23 protein-coding genes are annotated in these 20721 nt (G+C 67.0%); 8 read left to right on the top strand and 15 right to left on the bottom strand.

Features of this window, described 5'->3' with window-relative positions:
• Positions 1-36: 36 nt before the first annotated feature.
• Positions 37-813, top strand: a complete 777-nt coding sequence (locus M7H19_RS01855; RefSeq protein ID WP_298176252.1) for a TetR/AcrR family transcriptional regulator — start codon at positions 37-39, stop codon at positions 811-813.
• Complete coding sequence (locus M7H19_RS01850) at positions 810-1142, top strand: DUF4873 domain-containing protein (RefSeq protein ID WP_298176249.1); 333 nt, start codon at positions 810-812, stop codon at positions 1140-1142. The genes M7H19_RS01855 and M7H19_RS01850 overlap by 4 nt, the downstream gene beginning before the upstream one ends.
• A gap of 101 nt (positions 1143-1243) precedes the next feature.
• On the opposite strand, the gene M7H19_RS01845 is transcribed toward M7H19_RS01850, so the two are convergent.
• Together M7H19_RS01845 and M7H19_RS01840 are read right to left on the bottom strand one after the other, a co-directional pair.
• A complete protein-coding gene (locus tag M7H19_RS01845; protein ID WP_298176246.1) occupies positions 1244-1474 on the bottom strand; it encodes a DUF3107 domain-containing protein in 231 nt (76 codons plus the stop codon).
• A gap of 41 nt (positions 1475-1515) precedes the next feature.
• A complete protein-coding gene (locus M7H19_RS01840) occupies positions 1516-2184 on the bottom strand; it encodes a ferritin-like fold-containing protein (protein WP_298176243.1) in 669 nt (222 codons plus the stop codon).
• A 373-nt stretch (positions 2185-2557) separates the two neighbouring features.
• On the opposite strand from M7H19_RS01840, the gene M7H19_RS01835 reads away from it, so the two are divergent.
• Genes M7H19_RS01835 through M7H19_RS01825 form a run of 3 tightly spaced genes read left to right on the top strand, consistent with a single transcriptional unit; the run spans position 2558 to position 6506 of the window.
• Positions 2558-4177, top strand: a complete 1620-nt coding sequence (locus M7H19_RS01835; protein ID WP_298176411.1) for a DEAD/DEAH box helicase — start codon at positions 2558-2560, stop codon at positions 4175-4177.
• A gap of 5 nt (positions 4178-4182) precedes the next feature.
• The gene (locus tag M7H19_RS01830; RefSeq protein ID WP_298176241.1) at positions 4183-5616 is read left to right on the top strand and encodes a PQQ-binding-like beta-propeller repeat protein; all 1434 of its coding nucleotides are present in this window, start codon (positions 4183-4185) and stop codon (positions 5614-5616) included.
• Positions 5613-6506: an alpha/beta hydrolase gene (locus tag M7H19_RS01825; RefSeq protein WP_298176238.1), complete on the top strand. Its 894-nt coding sequence runs from the start codon at positions 5613-5615 to the stop codon at positions 6504-6506. The genes M7H19_RS01830 and M7H19_RS01825 overlap by 4 nt, the downstream gene beginning before the upstream one ends.
• 36 nt (positions 6507-6542) lie before the next feature.
• On the opposite strand, the gene M7H19_RS01820 is transcribed toward M7H19_RS01825, so the two are convergent.
• The 6 genes from M7H19_RS01820 to M7H19_RS01795 are packed head-to-tail and all read right to left on the bottom strand — an operon-like array spanning position 6543 to position 10047.
• On the bottom strand, positions 6543-6875 hold the full coding sequence (locus M7H19_RS01820) for a hypothetical protein (protein ID WP_298176236.1): 333 nt from the start codon (positions 6873-6875) through the stop codon (positions 6543-6545).
• Positions 6876-6897: 22 nt separating this feature from the next.
• Entirely contained in the window at positions 6898-7758 is an 861-nt protein-coding gene (locus M7H19_RS01815; RefSeq protein ID WP_298176233.1) for a PD-(D/E)XK nuclease family protein, read from the bottom strand.
• Position 7759: 1 nt separating this feature from the next.
• Positions 7760-8383, bottom strand: coding sequence for a MarC family protein (locus M7H19_RS01810; RefSeq protein ID WP_298176230.1), 624 nt, complete (start codon positions 8381-8383; stop codon positions 7760-7762).
• Positions 8380-9267 carry a PHP domain-containing protein gene (locus tag M7H19_RS01805; protein WP_298176409.1) on the bottom strand — a complete coding sequence of 296 codons (888 nt, stop codon included), beginning with the start codon at positions 9265-9267 and terminating at the stop codon, positions 8380-8382. Before M7H19_RS01805 ends, M7H19_RS01810 begins: the two co-directional genes overlap by 4 nt.
• A 25-nt stretch (positions 9268-9292) precedes the next feature.
• Positions 9293-9856, bottom strand: coding sequence for a PH domain-containing protein (locus tag M7H19_RS01800; protein ID WP_298176228.1), 564 nt, complete (start codon positions 9854-9856; stop codon positions 9293-9295).
• 20 nt (positions 9857-9876) lie between these two features.
• The gene (locus tag M7H19_RS01795) at positions 9877-10047 is read right to left on the bottom strand and encodes a hypothetical protein (RefSeq protein ID WP_298176425.1); all 171 of its coding nucleotides are present in this window, start codon (positions 10045-10047) and stop codon (positions 9877-9879) included.
• A 150-nt stretch (positions 10048-10197) separates the two neighbouring features.
• Between M7H19_RS01795 and M7H19_RS01790 the strand changes: the two genes are divergently transcribed.
• Complete coding sequence (locus M7H19_RS01790) at positions 10198-10644, top strand: NUDIX domain-containing protein (protein ID WP_298176225.1); 447 nt, start codon at positions 10198-10200, stop codon at positions 10642-10644.
• Between the two features lie 146 nt (positions 10645-10790).
• Here the strand turns inward: M7H19_RS01790 and M7H19_RS01785 are convergent, their stop codons facing one another.
• Positions 10791-11900, bottom strand: coding sequence for a DUF2332 domain-containing protein (locus tag M7H19_RS01785; RefSeq protein WP_298176222.1), 1110 nt, complete (start codon positions 11898-11900; stop codon positions 10791-10793).
• 456 nt (positions 11901-12356) lie between these two features.
• Between M7H19_RS01785 and M7H19_RS01780 the strand changes: the two genes are divergently transcribed.
• Entirely contained in the window at positions 12357-13448 is a 1092-nt protein-coding gene (locus M7H19_RS01780; protein WP_298176220.1) for a magnesium and cobalt transport protein CorA, read from the top strand.
• A 219-nt stretch (positions 13449-13667) separates the two neighbouring features.
• Here the strand turns inward: M7H19_RS01780 and ugpC are convergent, their stop codons facing one another.
• From ugpC to M7H19_RS01755, 5 genes are all read right to left on the bottom strand, one after another.
• A complete protein-coding gene (gene ugpC, locus M7H19_RS01775; RefSeq protein ID WP_298176219.1) occupies positions 13668-14849 on the bottom strand; it encodes a sn-glycerol-3-phosphate ABC transporter ATP-binding protein UgpC in 1182 nt (393 codons plus the stop codon).
• 3 nt (positions 14850-14852) lie between these two features.
• Complete coding sequence (locus tag M7H19_RS01770; protein ID WP_298176217.1) at positions 14853-15701, bottom strand: carbohydrate ABC transporter permease; 849 nt, start codon at positions 15699-15701, stop codon at positions 14853-14855.
• The gene (locus tag M7H19_RS01765) at positions 15701-16666 is read right to left on the bottom strand and encodes a sugar ABC transporter permease (protein WP_298176214.1); all 966 of its coding nucleotides are present in this window, start codon (positions 16664-16666) and stop codon (positions 15701-15703) included. Before M7H19_RS01765 ends, M7H19_RS01770 begins: the two co-directional genes overlap by 1 nt.
• Positions 16663-17988, bottom strand: coding sequence for an ABC transporter substrate-binding protein (locus M7H19_RS01760; protein WP_298176211.1), 1326 nt, complete (start codon positions 17986-17988; stop codon positions 16663-16665). The genes M7H19_RS01765 and M7H19_RS01760 overlap by 4 nt, the downstream gene beginning before the upstream one ends.
• A 177-nt stretch (positions 17989-18165) precedes the next feature.
• The gene (locus M7H19_RS01755) at positions 18166-18687 is read right to left on the bottom strand and encodes a general stress protein (RefSeq protein WP_298176406.1); all 522 of its coding nucleotides are present in this window, start codon (positions 18685-18687) and stop codon (positions 18166-18168) included.
• A 425-nt stretch (positions 18688-19112) separates the two neighbouring features.
• Here M7H19_RS01755 and M7H19_RS01750 point away from each other — a divergent pair, with 425 nt between their 5' ends.
• Entirely contained in the window at positions 19113-20258 is a 1146-nt protein-coding gene (locus tag M7H19_RS01750) for an Mrp/NBP35 family ATP-binding protein (RefSeq protein ID WP_298176403.1), read from the top strand.
• Positions 20259-20278: 20 nt separating this feature from the next.
• On the opposite strand, the gene tatB is transcribed toward M7H19_RS01750, so the two are convergent.
• Positions 20279-20692 (bottom strand): Sec-independent protein translocase protein TatB, encoded by a 414-nt coding sequence (gene tatB / locus M7H19_RS01745; RefSeq protein ID WP_298176208.1) that lies wholly within the window; start codon positions 20690-20692, stop codon positions 20279-20281.
• Between the last annotated feature and the right edge of the window lie 29 nt (positions 20693-20721).

Raw genomic sequence — 20721 nt, 5'->3', positions numbered from 1 at the left:
TTTATGTAACCATTGGTAACAGTTACTTCTGGTAGCATGGACAACATGCCCGAGCGTGTCAACAGCTCCAGCAGGCCCAGGCGGTTTTCCGAGGAGAAACCCACCGGAGACGCCCGGCGCGATCGCTGGCGCAAACATCGGATCGCACGGCGAGCCGAGTTCGTGGAAGCCGCTCTGAAAGCGCTCGACGAACACGGTCCCGACATGGGGATGGAGGAGCTGGCCACCGCCGCGGGCGTGACCAAACCGGTGTTGTACCGGCACTTCGCCGACAAGGCCGACCTGTACCTGGCACTCGGCGAACGAGGCACGGAGATCCTCTTCGAACGGCTCCTTCCCGCCATCAACGCCGAGCTCGCCCCCGTGCCCCGTATCCGCATGGCACTCACCGCGTTCTTCTCGGTGATCGAGGAACACCCGAACCTGTACCGGCTGCTGGCACGCAAGTCGGTCGGCGGAAAACCGGTGGGCGCCGACGTGGTCGCCGAGGACAAACAACTCATCGCCACGGCGCTGACCGCGCTGCTCGGCGACTACATGCGCATGCTCAACATGGACTCCGGTGCGGCCGAGCCGTGGGCCCACGGCATCGTCGGCATGGTGCAGAACACCGGCGAATGGTGGCTGGACAAGCGCACCATGAGCCGCGACAGCGTCGTGGAGTACCTGACCCAAATCATCTGGGCGGCCATCGACGGACTGACCCGCCAGCACGGGATCGTGTTGGACCCGAACAAACCGCTGGAAGCCAACAAAGTCGTCACCTTAAAACCCGGCCCCTTCGAGTACGAGCAGACGGGAGAGACATCGTGAGCGCACACGACCATGACGAGGACGGTTACGCGGGCGCGGCCACGCTGGTACTCGGCGAGACCGAGCTGCCCATCGAGGTGGAACTGCGCGGGTACTTCCAGCCCATCGACGGCTACTACCACTGGTACGGCCGCATCAAGGCCGACTCCGCATTGTCCGAATTGGCCGGCGGCAAGAAACACAAGGTCGAGATCCGTACCCCCGAAGGCAGCGCCCACGGCGAGATCTCCGACCCCGACCCGTGGGACCGCTACCGGATCATGGGCGTGAGCACGCCGCCTTTCGCGGTGCCCACGTCGTTGGAGGAACTGGAGTCCGCGGAAGGCTAGTACCGGCCACCCGGCACCCCGGGTCCACAGTCCACCTACGAAACGGGCCACCCCACCTGCTCAGGTGGGGTGGCCCGAAAGCTTCGAACACTCGCGCGCCGTCAGGAGCCGACTGCGAAACCGACCCTGCGGACATCGGACGGCGCGATCTCGACATAGGCGATCCGAGCGGCGGGCACGAGGAAGGTACGGCCTTTTTCGTCGTTGAGCCGCAGCAGACCGTTATCGGCGCCCAGGGCCTCGGCGACCTGCTTCTCCACCTCTTCCTGCGAGGAGTTGCTGGCCACCACGAGTTCCCGCGGCGCGTCCTTGATGCCGATCTTGACTTCCACGTGCGACCTCCGCCTGAGTCGTGTCTGTCGTCGGTTCCAGGCTAGCCGAGACCGAGCTTCTGCATCCGTTTGGTGTGCCGCTGCTGCAGCCGACGGAACAACGCGGCGATGCCCGACAGGTCACCGCTGCCGGCCACGATGAGTTCGGCCAGCCCGTCTCGTTCGGCGACGATGTACTGGGCCTGGGTCAACGCCTCGCCGAGCAGGCGCCGACTCCACAGGGCCAGCCGGTCCCGCGTCGGCTTGTCGTTCTCGATCGCCGTCGCGACCTCACGCTGGGCGAAGGCGGAGTAACCGGTGTCGGCGAGCACGGTGAACACGAGCTCCCGAGTCCGCTCGTCGAGCACCCCGGCGAGCTCGCGGTAGAGGTCGGCGGCGAGGTTGTCCACCACATACGCCTTGACGAGCGATTCCAACCACATCCTGGGCGTGGTGGACTCCTGGAACGCGTCGATGTGCCGAATGAAGGGCCGCATCGCGTCCTCAACCGAGACCCCGTGATCCGCGAGGTACCGCTCCAACAGCCCGTAATGCCCCATCTCGGCGGCCGCCATCGACGCCAGCGCGGCGCGGCTGGCCAGCGTGGGTGCCGTGCGGGCGTCCTCGGCGAGCCTGTCGAACGCCGACAACTCGCTGTAAGCGAGCACGCCGAGCAGGTCGACGACCCCCGTGCCGATGTTCTCGGTGTCCCCTGCCTGCGCGTCAGTCACGCGACAACAGTAGTTCAGCCCGCGACGAGACCAACAACACGCCGCCCGACCGCCACGATGCCGGGAACACGGGAAGGGAGGGGCTAGACTCTGCGTTGGTAGTGAAGTAGCCCTTGTGTAGTGCACGACGTCGAGACGGTGCGCGTGGGCGCTCGGTACGGCCTCGGTGAACAAGAGGGAAATCGGCCGCCGGTGCCGATCTTTCAGCGCTGTCTTCCGTCGCACTTCACTACGAATTGACAATGTGCGTGCACGCCTCCAGCGGCGTCCCATCCCGTTTCGTGTGACACGCCGCGAAGCGAACGCTTCGGCGTGGTGGTCGAATGCCGCAACTACCCGGCCGTGCGCGCTGGTATGAGAGAGGCGATTCGACATCGACCCGAACAACCACACAGCCGAACCCATTGCCGGCAAACCGGACAACCCCACATTCGCCGACCTCGGCGTACATCCCGAGATCGTCCGCGCGCTCGCGGACTCCGGTATCGAGCGCACCTTCGACATCCAGGCCCTGACGCTTCCCCTCGCGTTGCGCGGTGAGGACGTCATCGGGCAAGCCAGGACCGGAACGGGTAAGACGCTCGGCTTCGGTGTGCCACTCCTGCAGCGACTCACCACCCCGGGCGACGGCACGCCCCAGGCACTCGTCGTGGTTCCCACCAGGGAACTGTGCGTGCAGGTAAGCCAGGACCTCGCGAAGGCGGGCAAGCACCTCGGCATACGGATCACGTCCATCTACGGCGGTCGCCCCTACGAGTCGCAGATCCAGTCCCTCCGCGAAGGCGTGGACGTGGTCATCGGCACGCCGGGCCGTCTGTTGGACCTCGCCGAACAGCGCAATCTCGTGCTCGGCAAGGTGTCCACCCTGGTGCTCGACGAGGCCGACGAGATGCTCGACCTCGGGTTTCTGCCCGACATCGAGCGCATCCTGCGGATGGTGCCCGAGAAGCGGCAGACGATGCTGTTCTCGGCGACCATGCCCGGCCCGATCCTCACGCTCGCGAGGACGTTCCTGCACCAGCCCACCCACATCCGGGCCGAGGACAACGAAGCCAGCTCGATCCACGAGCAGACCACCCAGTTCGTGTATCGGGCGCACTCGCTCGACAAGCCGGAGCTGATCGCGAAGGTGCTCCAGGCCGAGAGCCGCGGGCTGACGATGATCTTCACGCGGACCAAGCGCACGACACAGAAGGTGGCCGACGACCTCACTGAACGCGGGTTCGCCGCCGCCGCCGTCCACGGCGACCTGGGCCAGGGCGCCCGGGAGCAGGCGCTGCGGGCGTTCCGCTCCGGCAAGGTGGACATCCTGGTGGCCACCGACGTCGCCGCGCGCGGCATCGACGTCGACGGCGTCACCCACGTCATCAACTACCAGACCCCCGACGACGAGAAGACCTACGTGCACCGCATCGGCCGCACGGGCCGCGCGGGCAGGACCGGTGTGGCGATCACGCTCGTGGACTGGGATGAGGTGCCGCGCTGGAAATTGATCTCGGACGAGCTCGGGCTCGACATGCCCGACCCGGTGGAGACGTACTCCACGTCGAATCACCTGTTCACCGATCTCGGTATCCCCGAGGACGCCACCGGTCGGCTACCGCTGTCGAAGCGCACCCGCGCGGGTCTCGACGCCGAGGACGAGGAGGACTTCGGTGACAAGCGGCGGCGAGGCCGGACGGACGCCGCCCGTAAACGCCCGCGTCGTCAGCGCAGGCGGACCCGGAGTGGCCGCGAGGTCACGGCTACGACGGCACAGGCGGACTCGCCCGAGCAGTCCGACGAGGCCGCCGGCACCACCCGTCCGCGCAGGCGCAGGACACGGGGTGGCGTCTCCCACACTCCCACCGCCGAACACGCCGCGCCCGCGGACAAGGAGGAGTCGGCGCACGGAGACGGCGGTGAGCGACCGACCCAGCGTCGGCGGCGCAGGCGTCGGGTGAGCTCCGCGGGCCCCGCCAACACGGCCGAAACAGCGGCGGGGGCAGACTAGGGCGCGTGAGCACCCCGCCCGATCGGCCCAGCGAGCGGCCCAGCGAGCACAGCCCCGCAGCGCCCGCGCATCCGCCGGGAACCGAGGATGTGCTCGCGTCCACGGACGTCCGTCCCGGCGGCGAGGTCGGCGAGGTCGACAACGGCGACAACGGCGGCAACGACGGCGGCGACACCGACGCCAGCACCGACGCCGACGCTGCCGAGCAGCCGCCCGCCGAGCGGCCCTCGCGCCGTTCCCCCTGGAATCGCCCTCGCGACCGGGTTCTCGCCGTGGCCCTGGCCGTGGTGTGCATCGCCGCGGGCGTGGTGGTCTGGCTGAACAGCGACAGCCGCGCGACCGAGCAACACACGACGTCGGTGCCGCCGCCACGACTGGCTACGCCGGAGGCCGTGCCGGGCAGCCTCGCGGAACGGTGGCGCTCCCCCAGCGAGGCCACGCCCGAACCGGTCGCCGAAGGCGGGTTCGTGGTCACCGGCTCCGATGGCACGGTCGCGGGCCGCGACCCGCTGACCGGCGAGGTCCGGTGGAGCTATTCCCGGGACCTGGCGTTGTGCACGGTCGCGGGCGCCTGGTCGAAGGCGGTGGCCGTCTACCGCAAGAGTCTCGGCTGTAGCGAGGTCACGCAGCTCGACCCCCGTACGGGGCACAGAACGGCCCAGCGCAACGGCGACGCCGAAGCACCCACTCGGCTCGTCGTGGACGATGCACACGTGACCACCACCGGCGAACGGCTGCTCAACACCTGGCGCAGCGACCTGGTGCGGACCATGGAGTACGGCCGAGTCCCCGCGCCGGAGAACCCGGAACGACAACCGCGAACGGGGTGCCGGTACTCGAACGTGGCCGCCGGGGCCGACAACGTCGGCGTGATCGAGCACTGCCCCGAGGAGACAGGGGCGCGCCTGACCGTCCTGAAGGCCGCGGGCGAGGAAGCCGACGAGCCCGAACAGGTGTTCAGCGCGCTACTGCCGGAGATGTCCGCCCAGCTCGTGGCCATGTCGGAGGAACGAGTGGCCGTCGCGTTGCCGAAGCGACGCCGGTTGCTCGTGTTCGACTACGAGGGCAGGCAACAGGACGTTCATGACCTCGCCGTGCCCACGGACGAGCTCGCCGCCGTCCCGGAGTCGGGCGTGGTGCCCACCTCGACCGGCCGCGAGAACGTGTACTGGTTCACCGGTTCGCGCACCGTGGCGCTGTCGGCGGACGAGCTGCGACCGCGTTGGACCGCCGAGAACACCCTCGGCCCGGGTACGGTGTTCGCCGGGGAGTACGTCGTGCCCATCCCCGGTGGGCTCGCGGTACTCGACGAGCGCACCGGCGCCACGACCCGAACGGTGGCCGTGGATCGCCGAGGCCACGACGGGCCGGTCGAGCTGGAGGCGACGGGCCCGGTTCTGCTCGAACAACGTGGACGGACGCTAGTAGCACTGAGATGAGTTTCGAACGGATGCACGGATTTTCTCAGTTGAGTCCGCACGGGGCCGCCCGCGTGGAACTACCCGGCACGCACGGTCCCATCGCCGCGCTGGAGGGTCCGCGTCCCAACGACCCCATCGCCACGGCGGTTCTCGTTCCCGGCTACACCGGTTCCAAGGAGGATTTCGCTCCGCTGCTGGACGGCATCGCCGAAGCGGCGATCCTTCCGGTGGCGATCGATCTCCCCGGCCAGCACGAGTCCTCCGGTCCCGACGACGAGTCGGCCTACGGCCCGGCGCAGTTGGGCAAGGTCGTGGCCGAGCTGGTGACCGGCCTGGCCACGGAACGTCCGGTGCTGTTGCTGGGCCACTCCTACGGTGGTCTAGTCGCGCGCGCCACCGTGCTGGCGGGTGCGCCGGTCGCGGGGCTGACCCTGTTGTGCAGTGGCCCCGCCGCCCTCCCACCCGGGCCCCGGCACACGGCCTTGGACAGCGGGGAGGAGCTGCTGCGCTCCCAGGGTGTGGAGGCCTGCTATGCCGTGCGGAAACAGCTGGACACACAACTGTCCCCGCACCGTTTCACCGCTTCACCCGAATTGGACGCATTCCTACGGGAACGGTTCGTGGCGACCGAGGCGGCGTGTCTGTTGGGCATGGCCGACGGCCTACGGCACGAACCCGACCTCGTCCCCGACCTGGCGGACGCACTGCGCGAACACGACATACCGGCCGCGGTGGTGGCGGGCGAGCACGACAACGCCTGGAGCGTGCCGAGCCAGCGGGACATGGCGCAGCGGCTCGGCGTGGAGTTCGTCACCATCCCCGGCGCGGCGCACTCCCCGAACACGGAGGCCCCGGACGCGCTGCTGCGGGAACTCCTGCCCCGCTGGCACTCCTGGTTGGGCGAGTAGTGAGAAAACGGTGAGGCGAGGGACGGCGCCGCTGCCTCACGACCACCAGAACAACCACAACATCATCGCGGTCACCACCACGACGGCCGCTCCGGCCGCTCCCGCGCGTACACCACTGCTCCGCTCGGCCCGGTACTGTGCCGCTCCCGCGAGCGCCACACCGATGAGGTGCCCCACGATGGAGTACGCGCCCGGACCCTCACCGTCGTTCGTCCACGCCAGAACCTGCGCGCCCAACAGCACGAGGAGCACCAGCACCCATCCGGCCACACAGGAGCCGGTGATGCCGCGCCATACGGGTATCCGCGCCCGTACCGGTTCCGGAGACGATGTCGGCACGGTCAACTCCACCGTTTCCGGCTCTGCCATGTGTCTCTTCCGCCAATCGTTGTCACGTCGTCGGTGCCAGCAAGTCCCACGGGCGTGCCGCCGGCGCCGCTTGCTGCCCCTCGGGGCAGCTGGAACGCAACTCGCACCAGGCGCACCGAGGCGCGGGCCGCGCGGGAAAGAGCCGATCGGGATCGTCCCCTCGGCCAAGCCTGTCGGCCGCGGTGTGCGACGCGGTGGCGGTCTCCTCCGCCCTTCTCACGTGTTCGGTCAAGTCGGCGTCGGTGTGTTCGGCGACGGCGACGGTGGCTGTGGGTAGATGGTGTAGTTCCACGCGCGAACAAGGTTTACGCAGGGTTCGCGCCGCCGCGGCGGCGTACAGCGCCAGAGCGCGGGACCGCCGCGCATGCGTGTCGCTCGGTGGGGTCCGGCCCGTCTTGTAGTCGACCACGACCAGCTCGCCGTCGCGATCGTCGATGCGGTCGGCACGGCCCTCGACGATCAGCGACGGTGACGCCGGGTCACTGCCGACCGTGGCCGACACCCACCGCTCCACCCCGACCGGATCGACATCGGCGCCGTGCTGTTCCACGTAGTCGGCGACCCAGCGACGGGCGGCCTCGGCGTACCGGGCCACCTGCACGGCGTCGGCGAATCCCCCGCTGCGCCAATGCCGGCTCACCAGCGTCTCGGCCCGCTCGGGAGTGCGCTTCGAGACCGGGAGCGTGAACAACTCCCTCAACGCGTTGTGGACCACCGCGCCCAGCGTGGTGTGCGCCCACGGCCCCGTGCGCGGTGGCGCGGGCCGATCGAGGTAGGTCAGGCGGAAACGGCGGGGACAGTCGTCGTAAAGCGACAGCCGGGCCGGCGTCACCTTGATCAGCGGCCGGGGCTCGATACCGAAGTCGAATCCGAGCTGCTCCATGTCACGCCCCCTCGATGAACCCGCGGACGGAGTCGGCCACCAGATCCACGGCGATCGCGGCCAGCAACAGACCGGCGATCTTGGCCAGCAGCGTGATGCCGCTCTCGCGCACCACCTTGATCAACACACCGGAGAACCGCATACAGGCCCACAGCACCAGGTGCACGACCACGATGGCGGCTCCCAGCGCCGTGTACCCGTCGAGAGCCCCTTCCGTCTGCCGGACGAACACGATCGTCGCCGCGATCGCCCCCGGCCCCGCCAGCAGAGGCGTGCCCAACGGGACCAGAGCCACGTTGACGTCCTCGGCCGCCTCAGGCTGCGAACTCCCCCGGCCGGTCAGCAGGTCGAGCGCCACGAGCAGCAACAGCAACCCGCCCGCGCCCTGCAGCGCGTGGATACCGATGCCCAGGTAGGCCAGGATGAACTCCCCGGCCACCGCGAACAAGGTGACGACCAGGAACGACACCAGGACCGATTGCCGAGCGGCCTTCGCTCTCGCGGCGGGCGACTTCCGCCCGACCAGGCTGAGGAACACCGGAACGGTGCCGGGCGGATCCATGATCACCAGCAGGGTGATCGAGGCTTCCAGGAACAGCGTCGTGTCGAACACCGCGGCCGTCACGGAACCGCCCTGCGTACGCCGGTCCGCAACGACGCGCCACCCGCACGCTCCAGCAGCGCCTCGAACTGTTCCGGGTCCGTGGTCTCCTGCCCGATGGAGATCGTCTTGTTCGTGCCGTGGTAGTCACTGGAACCGGTGCGGATCAGACCGAGTTCGTCGGCCAGCGACCGCAGCCGTTCCCGTGCCGAGAGGTCGTGTTCGGGGTGGTCGACCTCCACTCCGGCGAGGCCACGTTCGGCGAGCGCGGCGATCGTCTCCTCCGACAGCGCCGGTCCGCGCGAGGCCGCGAACGGATGCGCCAGCACCGTCACCCCACCCGCCTCGGCGATCATGTCGACAGCCGTTTCGACGGGCGTGTCCGTCCTCGGCACGTAGTAACCGCGTCCGGAGCCGAGGAAGCGGTCGAACGCCTCGTTCACGGTTTCGACCACACCGGCCCGCACCAGCGCCCGCGCCAGGTGCGGCCTACCGGCGGGCGCGTCGGGCGCCAACCCGGCCAGTATCTCGTCGGCATCGACCGGCAGACCGTCCGCGGCCATCCGGTCGGCCATCGCCCGCAACCTCTCCCGCCGCTCCTGTCGGAGGCGGCGCTGCTCCGCCACCAGAGCGGGAGCGGCCGGGTCGAACAGGTAGGCCAGCACGTGGACGGACACCTTCCATCCGTCGGCGGACACCGCCTCGCACGACAGCTCGGCGCCCGGCACCAGACTCAGGCCCGGCGGCAACGCCTCGGTGGCCTCCGCCCATCCCGCGGTGGTGTCGTGGTCGGTCAGGGCGAGGACATCGAGGCCGGACTCGGCCGCCAGACGGACGAGTTCCGTAGGACTGTCGGTGCCATCGGAGACGGCCGAGTGGGTATGCAGGTCGATGCGCACATCCACTATTGTCCAGCGCACACGTCCGTGTGTGTCAGCCGGCCACCTTGCCTCGGCGGCGAGCCGCACGCTGAGCCTTGATCATCGAGAACCGCTCGGCCTTCTTCTGCTTGTCGCCGAAGACGAGTTCGGAGATCGTGTCGTAGAACTCCTCGGGTTTCGGCAGGTACTCGATGCGGTTCAGTGCCTGGATCTGACCCGCCGACTCGACGATCATGGTCCCGTAACCGAGGATGCGACCGAGGAACGGGCGTTCGTAGGTCAGGTCGGTGACCTTCGTGATCGGCATCATCAGCACCTGCGTGGTCCAGACGCCCTTGGTCATCACGAACCGTTTGTCCGTGACGACGAGGCGCTCGACCCACCACTCGATCACCTGATAGGCGAAGCGCAGCACGAGGAACAGCGCGGCGTACCAGAGGACGTTCTGCAGTAGCCACATGGCCGGCGGCAGGATGTACGAGATCATCACGCACACGGCGATCAGGGCGACGGCTTCGAACGTCTGCCAGATAAGACAGGACCAGTGCCGCCGGACCCTGATCACCCGGCGCTCGGTGTCGAGCAGGTACTCGTCTGGATCGCGAGGCGCGAACATGGCCGCAGCCTACCCGTCGATCAGCTGAAAACGTTGCTGACGAACGTGATCACCGCTTCGGCGGCATCGCGCAGCGCGGTGATGATGCTGTCAACGAACCCCGCTGCCTCCGTTGGTCGGGCGATCACGAAGAAGAGGACCAACGCGACACCGGCGAACGTCGCAAGCTTTTTCGCGTTCACGGCGATCAATCCCGTCTCTCGAAGTGCAGACCTGTACACGGCTTGGTGCCACTAAGTTTGTACCTCACTGCGCTCCGTTACGGCAGCAAAGTCCTGCGCTTGGGTCAGCCTTCTGCAAAGATAATTATCTTTGACTACGTACCGTAACCGTACTGAGTGATGTGCAACACTCGGCGTGTACGTCGAACGACGGGAGGACAGACCTTGGCGGCCACCGTGCGCTGTGTCGGTGGGATCGTATTCGACTCGACGGGCCGACTGCTGCTCATCCGGCGAGGCCGCCCTCCGGGGAAAGGACTGTGGTCTCTACCTGGCGGTCGAGTGGAATCCGGCGAAAGCGACATAGCCGCCGTCGTCAGGGAACTCCGCGAGGAAACCGGCCTCACGGTACGGCCGCTCACCCTCGCAGGCACCCTCACCCGAGGGCAGTACGAGATCCACGACTACACGTGCACGGTCGAAGGTGGACAGCTGCACCCCGGCGACGACGCCGACGATGCCCGATGGGTGAATTCGGCCGAATTCACGAACCTGGACGAGTCGGGCCACCTCACCGAGGACCTCGCCGAGACCCTCCGAGGTTGGAACGCGCTACCTCGCAACTGAGCGCCGCTGGAAACCTCCGAAGCTCACTTGAACCCCTGAGTCCCTCCTGAGTTCCCTCTGAGGCCGCCTGAGACCGTCTGAGGTCCTTCAGAAACGGCCGGAGCCGTCGAAAACCCGGCGAAGGTCACGCCGCAGGCGCTCGACGATCACCGTGCCGACCACGTCATGCGCTGGCCGTGCGGCACCGCCGTGGCCTCGAACTCGGCGCTCATCCGCCGCCCGTCGAACGAGACCACACTCAACGTGGACCGTCCCGTCGTGGCATAGGCGAGTTCGTCGCGACCGGGCAGCACATGGTTCAGTCCTGCCTCGTAGTTCTCCATCGCCACCCACCACAGCGGACGATGTCCAGCGAGCTCCCGCAGCGCCGCCACAAAGTCCTCCCGGCGTGGTTCCGACAAATAGGGCAAGGTGTGGCTGGTGTAGACCACGAGGGGCAACTCCTCCGGCACGCGCGCGGCCGCGGTCGCCAGGTCGTCCACGGCGTCACCGGTCACCAACTCCGGACGCCACCGGCTCTGCGCGGCGGCCGCGGTACGCAGCAGCCGGACCCGGTCCGGTTGATCGGCCCACACGCAGGCTTCCAACCACGCCAGCTCGTCCTCGTCGGAGGCGTCGACCGGTGAGCGGTCCAGCCCCACGCGGGCCTTCACCGCCATCTTCTTCGGCAGGGTCGGGAACTTCGCCCCCTCACTCACCGACAGCGCGCAGTGCAGTCCCACCGCGGCCTTCGCAGGCCCCGCCGATACCTGCTCGCCACCGTCGCACTGATAGCGATAGGCGAAGGTGTCCATGCCCAGCAGCAACCCGGCACTGCACCCCACCTCGAGCAGACCGATCGGGCCGCGCACCCGCTTGGCCACCGAAGCGACGGCGGGGAACAGCACGGCCGCCCTGTTCACCTCGTTGGTCTGAGTGAACCGGGTGGTGACGAGCTCACGCATCGACTCGGCACGATCGAGGACGAACTCTCGGAACAACGGCCACGTCTGCGTGTCCGGCCCGTCCAGACCACCCAACGACGGGTAGTACCGCGACAGCGGATGGATCGGCTCCGCCTGGAGCAAGCGATGCGCGGCCGCCAGCAACAGCGTCGGTTGCGCGTCGTTTCCGGAGGCGGCCGCCAACAGCGAGGCCACGTCGTCGTCGGCAGCGGCCTGCGCCGCCAGATGTTCGTACAGAGGCGAAGCCCCCGTCGCTTCGTAGTCGGCGAACCGACGCAGCCGTTCGCGGATCGTTTCCAGACTCGAAGTCATGTCCGTCCTTGAGGCGAGGCGCGCAAATGTCATCACGTCATCCACGTCATCCCCGCCGCTGCAGCGACGAAGCGGACGTAGACAGGCTCCACCGTAACCGTTGATCGCGCCCCGACGCGTGTGTCGTTCACTCGTCACACATGACGCTTTTCACCCGCGTCGCACCGCCCTGCGCCGACGGCGAACCGCTGTAAGAGGTATCCTCGTCTGTTGGCGCGGTGGGATCTCTGGCGAAGAACGATCGGCCTACCCGCGCGGGGTCCGTCCGTCGACTCCGAGGAGGTGAGGACGCAATGAGCAGTGGCGATAGTCCGCTCCCTAGTACTGCCGGCGTTCCTGCCTTCGGGGCCGACGTGATGCCGCCGCGGTAGAACACGTCCGAGCGCCGCACGCCCAGGCGGGATCGCCGGCATGTGCCTGTCGTCCTAGTCCGCGACGTCACAGCCAGGAGATTCCATGTCCGCCATTCCTTCCCTCGGTAACCTGCGCACCCGGGCTCACGGTCGCGCCTTCCACAACGGCCGCCGCGCGCCGCAGGAAACACGAACCTCCGCCTGTGTCGTCGACTGCGGTGTCTACGTCGACGGTGTGCGACTTCCCGGCGAGTGGTCCCACACCGACGCCATCGCCGAGGTCCGCAAACGCGGTGAGGGTTTCGTGTGGATCGGCCTGCACGAACCCGACGAGAAGCAGATCCAAGGCATCGCCGACACGTTCGGCCTGCACGAACTCGCCGTCGAGGACGCCGTGCACGCGCACCAGCGGCCGAAGCTGGAACGCTACGACGACACGCTGTTCATGGTGTTCCGCACCATCCGCTACGTCGAACACGACTCGCCCACCACCGCCAACGAGATCGTCGAGTCCGGCGAGTTGATGGCGTTCCTCGGCTCCGACTTCATCATCACCGTGCGCCACGGAAACCATGCCGGGCTGACCCACCTGCGCAGGGAGCTCGACGCGGACCCAGAGCGTCTCGCCCCCGGGCCGGCGGCGGTGCTGCACGCCATCGCCGACCACGTGGTCGACCACTTCCTCGTCGTCACCGAGCGCATCGAGGACGACATCGACGAGATGGAGACCGAGGTCTTCGCGCCCCGCACACGCATCACCTCGGAACAGATCTACCTGTTCAAACGCGAAGTGCTGGAACTCCGCCGAGCCGTACTGCCCCTGGCCCGGCCGTTGCGCAGGCTCTCCGAGGGCTACACCTGGCTCATTCCCGACGAGATCCGGTCGTACTTCCGCAACGTGCACGACCACGTCACGACCGTGTCCGACCGGGTGGCGGCCTTCGACGAACTGCTGACCACGCTGGTGGACGCCACCCTCGGAAAGCTCACCCTGCAGTTGAACTCGGACATGCGCAAGATCACGGCGTGGGCCGCGATCATCGCCGTGCCCACCGCCATCGCTGGTATCTACGGCATGAACTTCGACTACATGCCCGAACTGAGTTTCAAGTACGGCTACCCGATCACTCTCGGAGTGATCCTCGCTCTCTGTCTGTTGCTTTACCGGATATTCCGGAAGAACCGCTGGCTCTAATCCCTGTCTTCACCGCGTGGCTAGGAGGACGTCATGCTCCGCATGCTCACCAATCTGAAGTTCTGGGCGCTGGTCGGCGCACTCACCTGGCTGGTCGTGGTCGTCGCCATCATCGCGCTGAATCCCGAGTACGCATTCCACGGAGGGTGAGAGAAAATCGTGCAGCCGTGTCCGCAGCCTGCGTAGCCGTGTTCGCAGGCTGCGGACACGCATACGGCGTCATCCCTCGTAAGTGAGGTTCTTACCCGAGTCCGGGTCGAACAGCTGGATCTTGTCCACGTCGAACCACACCTGCGCCCGGCCGCCCTCGCGGACCTCCGATGCCGCGGAAAGCCGGGTCACGATGGCGGAACCCGCGTCGGGGACGCCGGAGGCACCGGAGTCGGCCGCGAGCTCGGTGAGCCCGGCGGTCGTGATCGGCTCGGAGTCCCTGGTGAGGTAGGCGTACTTCTCCGAACCCATCGATTCCAGCACGTCCACCGTGGCGTCGAACGTGGCACCGCCACGGCGATGTCCTTCCTCGACGAGCGAGGCGTCCTCGAAATGTTCGGGGCGGATTCCCATGATGACCTCGCGTGGGGCGTTCGCCCGCTCGGCCAACCTGCGCACCCGGTCGGACAGCTCGACGGTACCCAACGCACTGCTGAGCGCCCCGTTCTCGAGTGTGGCGGGCACGAAGTTCATCGACGGCGAGCCGATGAACCCGGCCACGAACAGGTTGACCGGGTGGTCGTAGAGAAACTGCGGTGAGCCGATCTGCTGCACCACGCCACTGCGCAACACCACGACCCGATCGCCCAACGTCATCGCCTCGACCTGGTCGTGGGTCACGTAGATCGTCGTGGTGCCCAGCTTCTTCTGCAGCCTCGACACCGACGTGCGCATCTGCCCCCGCAGCTTCGCGTCCAAGTTGGACAAAGGCTCGTCCATGAGGAAAGCCTTGGGGTTACGCACGATGGCACGCCCCATCGCCACCCGCTGCCGCTGCCCACCGGACAGATTGGACGGTTTACGGTCCAGATGCTGGGTGAGGTCGAGGATGCGCGCGGCCTCCTCCACCTTCTGCTTCACGGTGGCCTCGTCCACCTTGGCCAGACGCAACGGGAACGCCATGTTCTCCCGCACGCTCATGTGCGGGTAGAGCGCATAGGACTGGAACACCATGGCGATGTCGCGGTCCTTCGGCGTCTTCTCGTTGGCGCGTTCGCCGTCGATCCGCAGCTCGCCGGAGGTGATGTCCTCCAGCCCCGCGATCATGTTCAACGCCGTCGACTTACCGCAGCCCGACGGGCCGACGAGGATCACGAACTCCCCGTCCTCGATGTGGATGTCCATTTCCGACACGGCGAGGGCTCCGTCGGGGAACCGCTTGGTCACCTTGTCGAGCACGATCTCAGCCATTGTCTAACCCTTCACCGCACCGGAGGTCAGCCCCGCGACGATGCGTCGTTGGAAGAACAACACGAACAGAATGATCGGAATGGTGATCACCACCGCTGCCGCCGAAATGGTTCCGGTCGGGTCCTCGAACTGCGAGGCACCGGTGAAGAACGACAGTGCGGCGGGCACCGTCCGCGACGCCTCCGTGGACGTCAGCGAGATGGCGAACAGGAAGTCGTTCCAGCAGAAGATGAACACCAGGATCGCCGAGGTGAACACGCCCGGTGCGGCCAGCGGCGCGATCACCTTGCGGAACGCCTGACCCGGCGTGGCGCCGTCCATCTTCGCCGCCTTCTCCAACTCCCACGGGATCTCGCGGAAGAACGCCGACAGCGTGTAGATCGCCAGCGGCAACGCGAACGTGATGTACGGCAGGATCAGCCCCGGCCACGTGTCGAACAGCCCGAGTTCCCGTTCGATGTTGAACAGCGGGGTCACCAGGGAGATCTGCGGGAACATGGCGATCAGCAACGACACTCCGACAAGCAGTTTCTTGCCGGGGAAATCGAGCCTGGCCACCGCGTACGCCGCCATCATGCCGAGGACAACGGCGATCGCCGTCGCGATGAGCGCGATACCGATCGAGTTGATCAACGGTCGGATGAACTCATCGGTCGCGAAGATCTCCTTGTAGTTGTCGAGCGTCCATTCCCGCGGAATGAAGTTGCCGTCGGCCAACGTCTCCTTCGTCTTGAACGACAGGGAGACGATCCACAGCACCGGCACGAGTGCGTAGACCACCACGATGATGTCGACCAAGGCCCACCGCGCCTTACGTGCGGCGGTGGACGTGCCCAGACCGGACACAGCCATCAGCGCTCCCCCTCCCGGTCACTGCCCGGTGCGGCCGTACCGAACACCTTGATGAAGATGAACGCGATGATCGCCACCGCGATGAAGATCAACACGGCCATCGTGGAGCCGATGCCGAGGTTGAGCCCCTTCATCAGGTTGTTGTAGGTCTGCATCGACACCGAGGAGGTGTCGTTGGCGCCGTTCGTCAACACGAAGATGTTGTCGAACACGCGGAACGCGTCCAGGGTGCGAAACAGCAAGGCCACGAGGATGGCCGGCTTCATCACCGGCAGCATCACCTTGGTGAACCGCTGCCACGCGTTCGCCCCGTCCATCGACGCCGCCTTGAGCAGGTCGTCTGGCACCAGCGCCAGACCCGCCATGAGCAGCAAAGCCATGAACGGCGTCGTCTTCCACACCTCGGCCAGAATGATGATCGCCAGCGACGGGCCCTGTTCGGTCAGTGGTGCGCCGTCCGGCGCCAGCGCATTGGCGAGGTATCCGGTCCCCGGTGTCCACGCGTAGAACCAGGAGAACGCCGCCACCACCGTGACGATGCCGTACGGAATCAGTGTCACCGTGCGCACCAGGCCGCGGCCGACCAACGTACGGTGCATGATCAAAGCCAGCGCCATGCCGAGCACGAACTCGATGGCCACCGACACCACGGTGATGAGCATGGTGACGCCGAACGCCGTCCACCAGTACGAGTTGGTGAGTACAGCGGCGTAGTTGTCGAACCAGACGAACTCCCGATCGTCCGGGAATCGGAGGTCGTAGCGCTGCAGTGACAACCAGATCGAGTACAGGATCGGATAGCCGGTGACGGCCAGCATCACGATCGCAGCGGGAGCCACCAGCAACAGGCCGAGCCTGCGTTCCGCACGCTTGCCCTCGCTCATCGGGGCCTTGCCGCGCTTGCCCGTCTCGGCCTTCGTCGCCGGTCCGGCGGTGGCCGTCGGGCTCGCTGCCGTGTCGCTCATGGGATCACGCCCTTCGAGCTCAGCGCTTCGTCGAGCTGCTCGCGTAGTTCGAGCGCGGTCTGCTCGGGGTCGATCTCCCCGGGCGGCGAGAGCACCTTGGCCATCACGATGGACAGGTTCTGGTAGGCCGGAGTCAGCGGTCGCACGGCCGCGTCCTTCAGCTCGTCCCGAATCGCGTCCTTCATCGGGTACTTCATTTCCATCGTCGGGTTGTCGTCGGGATCCGCCGGCTTCGACGGGTCGAGCGGCGTGGTGTCGTCGTAGACCGACTCGATGGTGGGCGGGACACCGTCCATCAACGCCGAGAATTTCTGGTTCTCCGCGCTACGCAGGCACAGCGCGGCCTCGAACGCCTCCGGCTTGTGCTGGGAGCTGGAGCTGACCGCGAGGTCGTAGCCGCCGATGGTGCTGCGTCCGGAGTCCTCATCGCCCACCCCCGGATAGGGGGCCCACTTCATGTGCTGCAGCTCTTCGGGCTTCTCCGCCGCGTAGGAGGCGTAGACGAACGGCCAGTTCAACTGGAACGCGGCATTGCCCTGCTGGAACGTGAGCCGGACCTCGTCCTCCTGCTGGTTGGTCAGCGACGGGTCGGTGAGCCCGGTGGAGCTGACCTCCTTCATGATCTCCAACGCCCGGACCGCGCCTTCGTCGACGACCACCGATTCGCCGTCCTCGGACAGGATGCGGCCACCCGCCGACTCGGTGATCGAGTTGTACACCACGACAAGGCCCTCGTACTGGGCGCCGGTGAACACGATCTCGTGCGGTTTGCCCTGCTCGCGCAGCTGTCGCGAGGCCTCCATCATCTCCTCCCACGTGCGGGGAGGCTCCGGGGTGATCCGGTCGTCGTACCAGAGCAGCTGCACGTTGGTGTTCTTCGGCGCGGCATACAGCTTGCCGTCCCACTGCGCCGTCTTCAGCGGACCCGGCAGGACGTCTCGTTCGGCCTCGGCCTTGTTCTCGCCGGTCCACTCCTCGACCCAGCCGGCCTCGGCGAACTCGGGCACCCAGGTGACGTCGAGCCCGAGGACGTCCATCGACGTGTCGCCCGCCGCGAGCCTGCGGACCATCTGTTCACGTTGGCCGTCGGCGTCCCGAGGGAGCTTGTGATAGACGATTTCGTAGCGGCCGTTCGCCTGTGTGTTGCAGTTGTCGACAACTGTTTGAAAGTTGTCCTCGGGGGCGTAGTAGACGTTGATCTGCATCCCGTCGTCCGCCCCGCAGGCAGCCAGCGCCGAGCCCGTTACGACGGTGACACCGAGTATCGCCGCCACACGATTGGGTGAACGCCGTAGTCGCCGCCGCGCAGCGACCTTCACCATGAGGTCTCCTCCCCACCGCACCCGGGTGGGTGAGTCCACCCACCCCGTTACGCATGGACGTTGCTGTCACAGGGCAGGCAGTACACCTGTGACCGGTGCCATAAACCTAGGGCTACCGATCACCCGGCGCAAGTACTCACGGTAACTATCAAGAGACAAGGACCGACTAAAGTTCGGTCAATTGTGTGACCCCATGGCCAGCCGGGCCAACAGATTGCGTCCCTGCTCCGCGTTTCGCGGCTGGCAGAGCACGTCGTAACGACCCGCGACCAACTGACTCGCCGACGAGAAATCGCGCCGCCCGCGCGTGGAGGCATAGCTCATCGCGGCGAACGCCGCGCCGAACACGACACCGGCGACCAGACCCACCAACACAGGCGCGTACGACATGCCCTGTGCACTGCTGAACATCCCCAGAAGCAGACCGACGAAGAGACCGAACCAGGCACCCGATAACGCGCCGGTGCCCAAAACTCGGCCCCACGACAACTTGCCGATGACCCGCTCCACCAACATCAGGTCCACGCCCACGATGGTCACGTCCTGGACCTGGAACTCATTGTCAGCGAGGTAGTCGACGGCGCGCTGGGCCTCCTCGTAGGTGGCGTAGGACCCGATCGGCCAACCGGACGGCGGCGTGGGAAGACGCGGCAGCCCCGGCGCCTGTCGACCCGACGAGAATGGACCGGTCACGATCATCACCCATGTTCTGCTCTGGTTGCGCTCACCGGCCTCCACCGGCGTGTGTACCCATGATCTCACGCTTCGCACACGGCGGAAACCGGGTGAACGGGACACGCCGGATCCGGCTTGTGACCTCCCCACACCGTGCCCGCCCCCGGCGCGACCGAAACCGCCCGCCATTTCTCGATTCCCACCCGAACCAGAGGCCGGGCAGCGCGTAGAGGCCCCAAAGAAGGCACAGGGGCCACGGAGGACGCAGAGGACATGGAAGACACGGAGGACACGGATACCGCCGAGGCCGGCATTCGAGTATGTCGCCGGTCACAAATGCTTGCACCGGCCGCCACGACGCGGACGGCAGGGCAGGCGAAGCGCTACCAGCACGTAGCATGAGGAGCGCAACGCAACTCATCAGCGACGAGAAGGTCGGTGCCGCAGCAGTGACCACCACTCAAGAGACTCCCAGCGTCGAGGACGTGCGCACCGCGCTGAACTCCGTCCACGACCCGGAGATCCACAAGCCGATCACCGAACTGGGCATGGTGAAGGACATCTCCGTCGGCGACGACGGAATCGTCACCGTCGCCATCTACCTCACCGTGGCCGGCTGTCCCCTCAAGGACACCATCACGCGCGACACCACGGCCGCCGTTTCGAAACTGCCCGGCGTGCGCGACGTGCGTGTCGAGCTCGACGTGATGAGCGACGAACAACGCACCGAGCTGCGCAAGAAACTGCGTGGCGACGTCGAGGAGCCAGTGATCCCGTTCGCACAGCCCGGCTCGCTCACCCGGGTGTACTGCGTGGCGTCCGGCAAGGGCGGCGTCGGCAAGTCCAGCGTCACCGTTAACCTCGCCGCCGCCATGGCACGTAAGGGTCTGTCGGTGGGTGTCGTGGACGCCGACATCTACGGCCACTCCATCCCCCGCATGCTCGGGGCCAGCGGCAAGCCCACCAAGGTCGAAAAGATGATCATGCCGCCCCAGGCGCACGGCGTGAAGGTCATCTCCATCGGCATGTTCACCCCCGGCAACACGCCCGTGGTGTGGCGTGGGCCGATGCTGCACCGCGCCCTGCAACAGTTCCTCGCCGACGTCTTCTGGGGCGACCTCGACATCCTGCTGCTCGACCTGCCACCCGGCACCGGTGACATCGCCATCTCGGTGGCCCAGCTGATCCCCAACGCCGAGATCCTCGTGGTGACGACGCCGCAACAGGCCGCGGCGGAAGTCGCCGAACGCGCGGGTGCCATCGCCCTGCAGACACGGCAGCGCGTCGCCGGCGTCATCGAGAACATGTCCTGGTTCGAGACGCCCGACGGCTCGCGCATGGACATCTTCGGTTCCGGCGGAGGTCAGGCCGTCGCCGAGTCGCTGTCCAAGTCCGTGGGCGCCGAAGTGCCTCTGCTGGGGCAGGTACCACTCGATCCGAAGCTGCGGGAACAAGGTGATGCGGGCACGCCGATCGTTCTCGCCGATCCCGACTCCCAGGCGAGCCAGGTACTCACCAGCGCCGCTGAAAAGCTGTCCGTCCGCGCCAGGGGCCTGGCGGGCATGATGCTCAACGTCACTCCGGCGGGACGCTGACGTCACCGGCGGGAAGCCGTTTAGGTGGCGTCCGGATCCACCGGCGGCTTCTCGCCCGGCTTCAGCGGTTCCGTCTGCGGGGACACGGGCGAATGACCACCGTTTCGTGAAGCGCCGTTCGTGGCGCTGCCGGTGCCGTTGATGTTGTCCAGCCCCAGGGGATCCGGATCACCGTCGAACAGGTGCTTCGTCACGGCCTGTTTCGGGTCGAGGTTGCGAAGATTCCGCAGCTCCTCGACGGGCTTGCGGAACTCCTCGAAATCCGTGCCCACTTCTTCACGCAGCTGCTGCCGAGCTCCCGTCGCGAAGTCCCTGACCTTGCGCACGGTCCTTCCGAGCCAGGCGGCGGCCTCGGGTAGCCGTTCCGGCCCGAGGATGAACAGGCCGGCGACGATCAGGATCAGGATCTCACTCCAGCCGATATTGTCGAACACGCGCCCAACCTCCGCCTCGGAACACGATG

The organism is Saccharomonospora sp. (genome assembly GCF_027317685.1).
Classification (GTDB): Bacteria; Actinomycetota; Actinomycetes; order Mycobacteriales; family Pseudonocardiaceae; genus Saccharomonospora.
The sequence above is the reverse complement of the archived record's forward strand: the minus strand, read 5'-3'. Positions and strand labels throughout refer to the sequence as shown.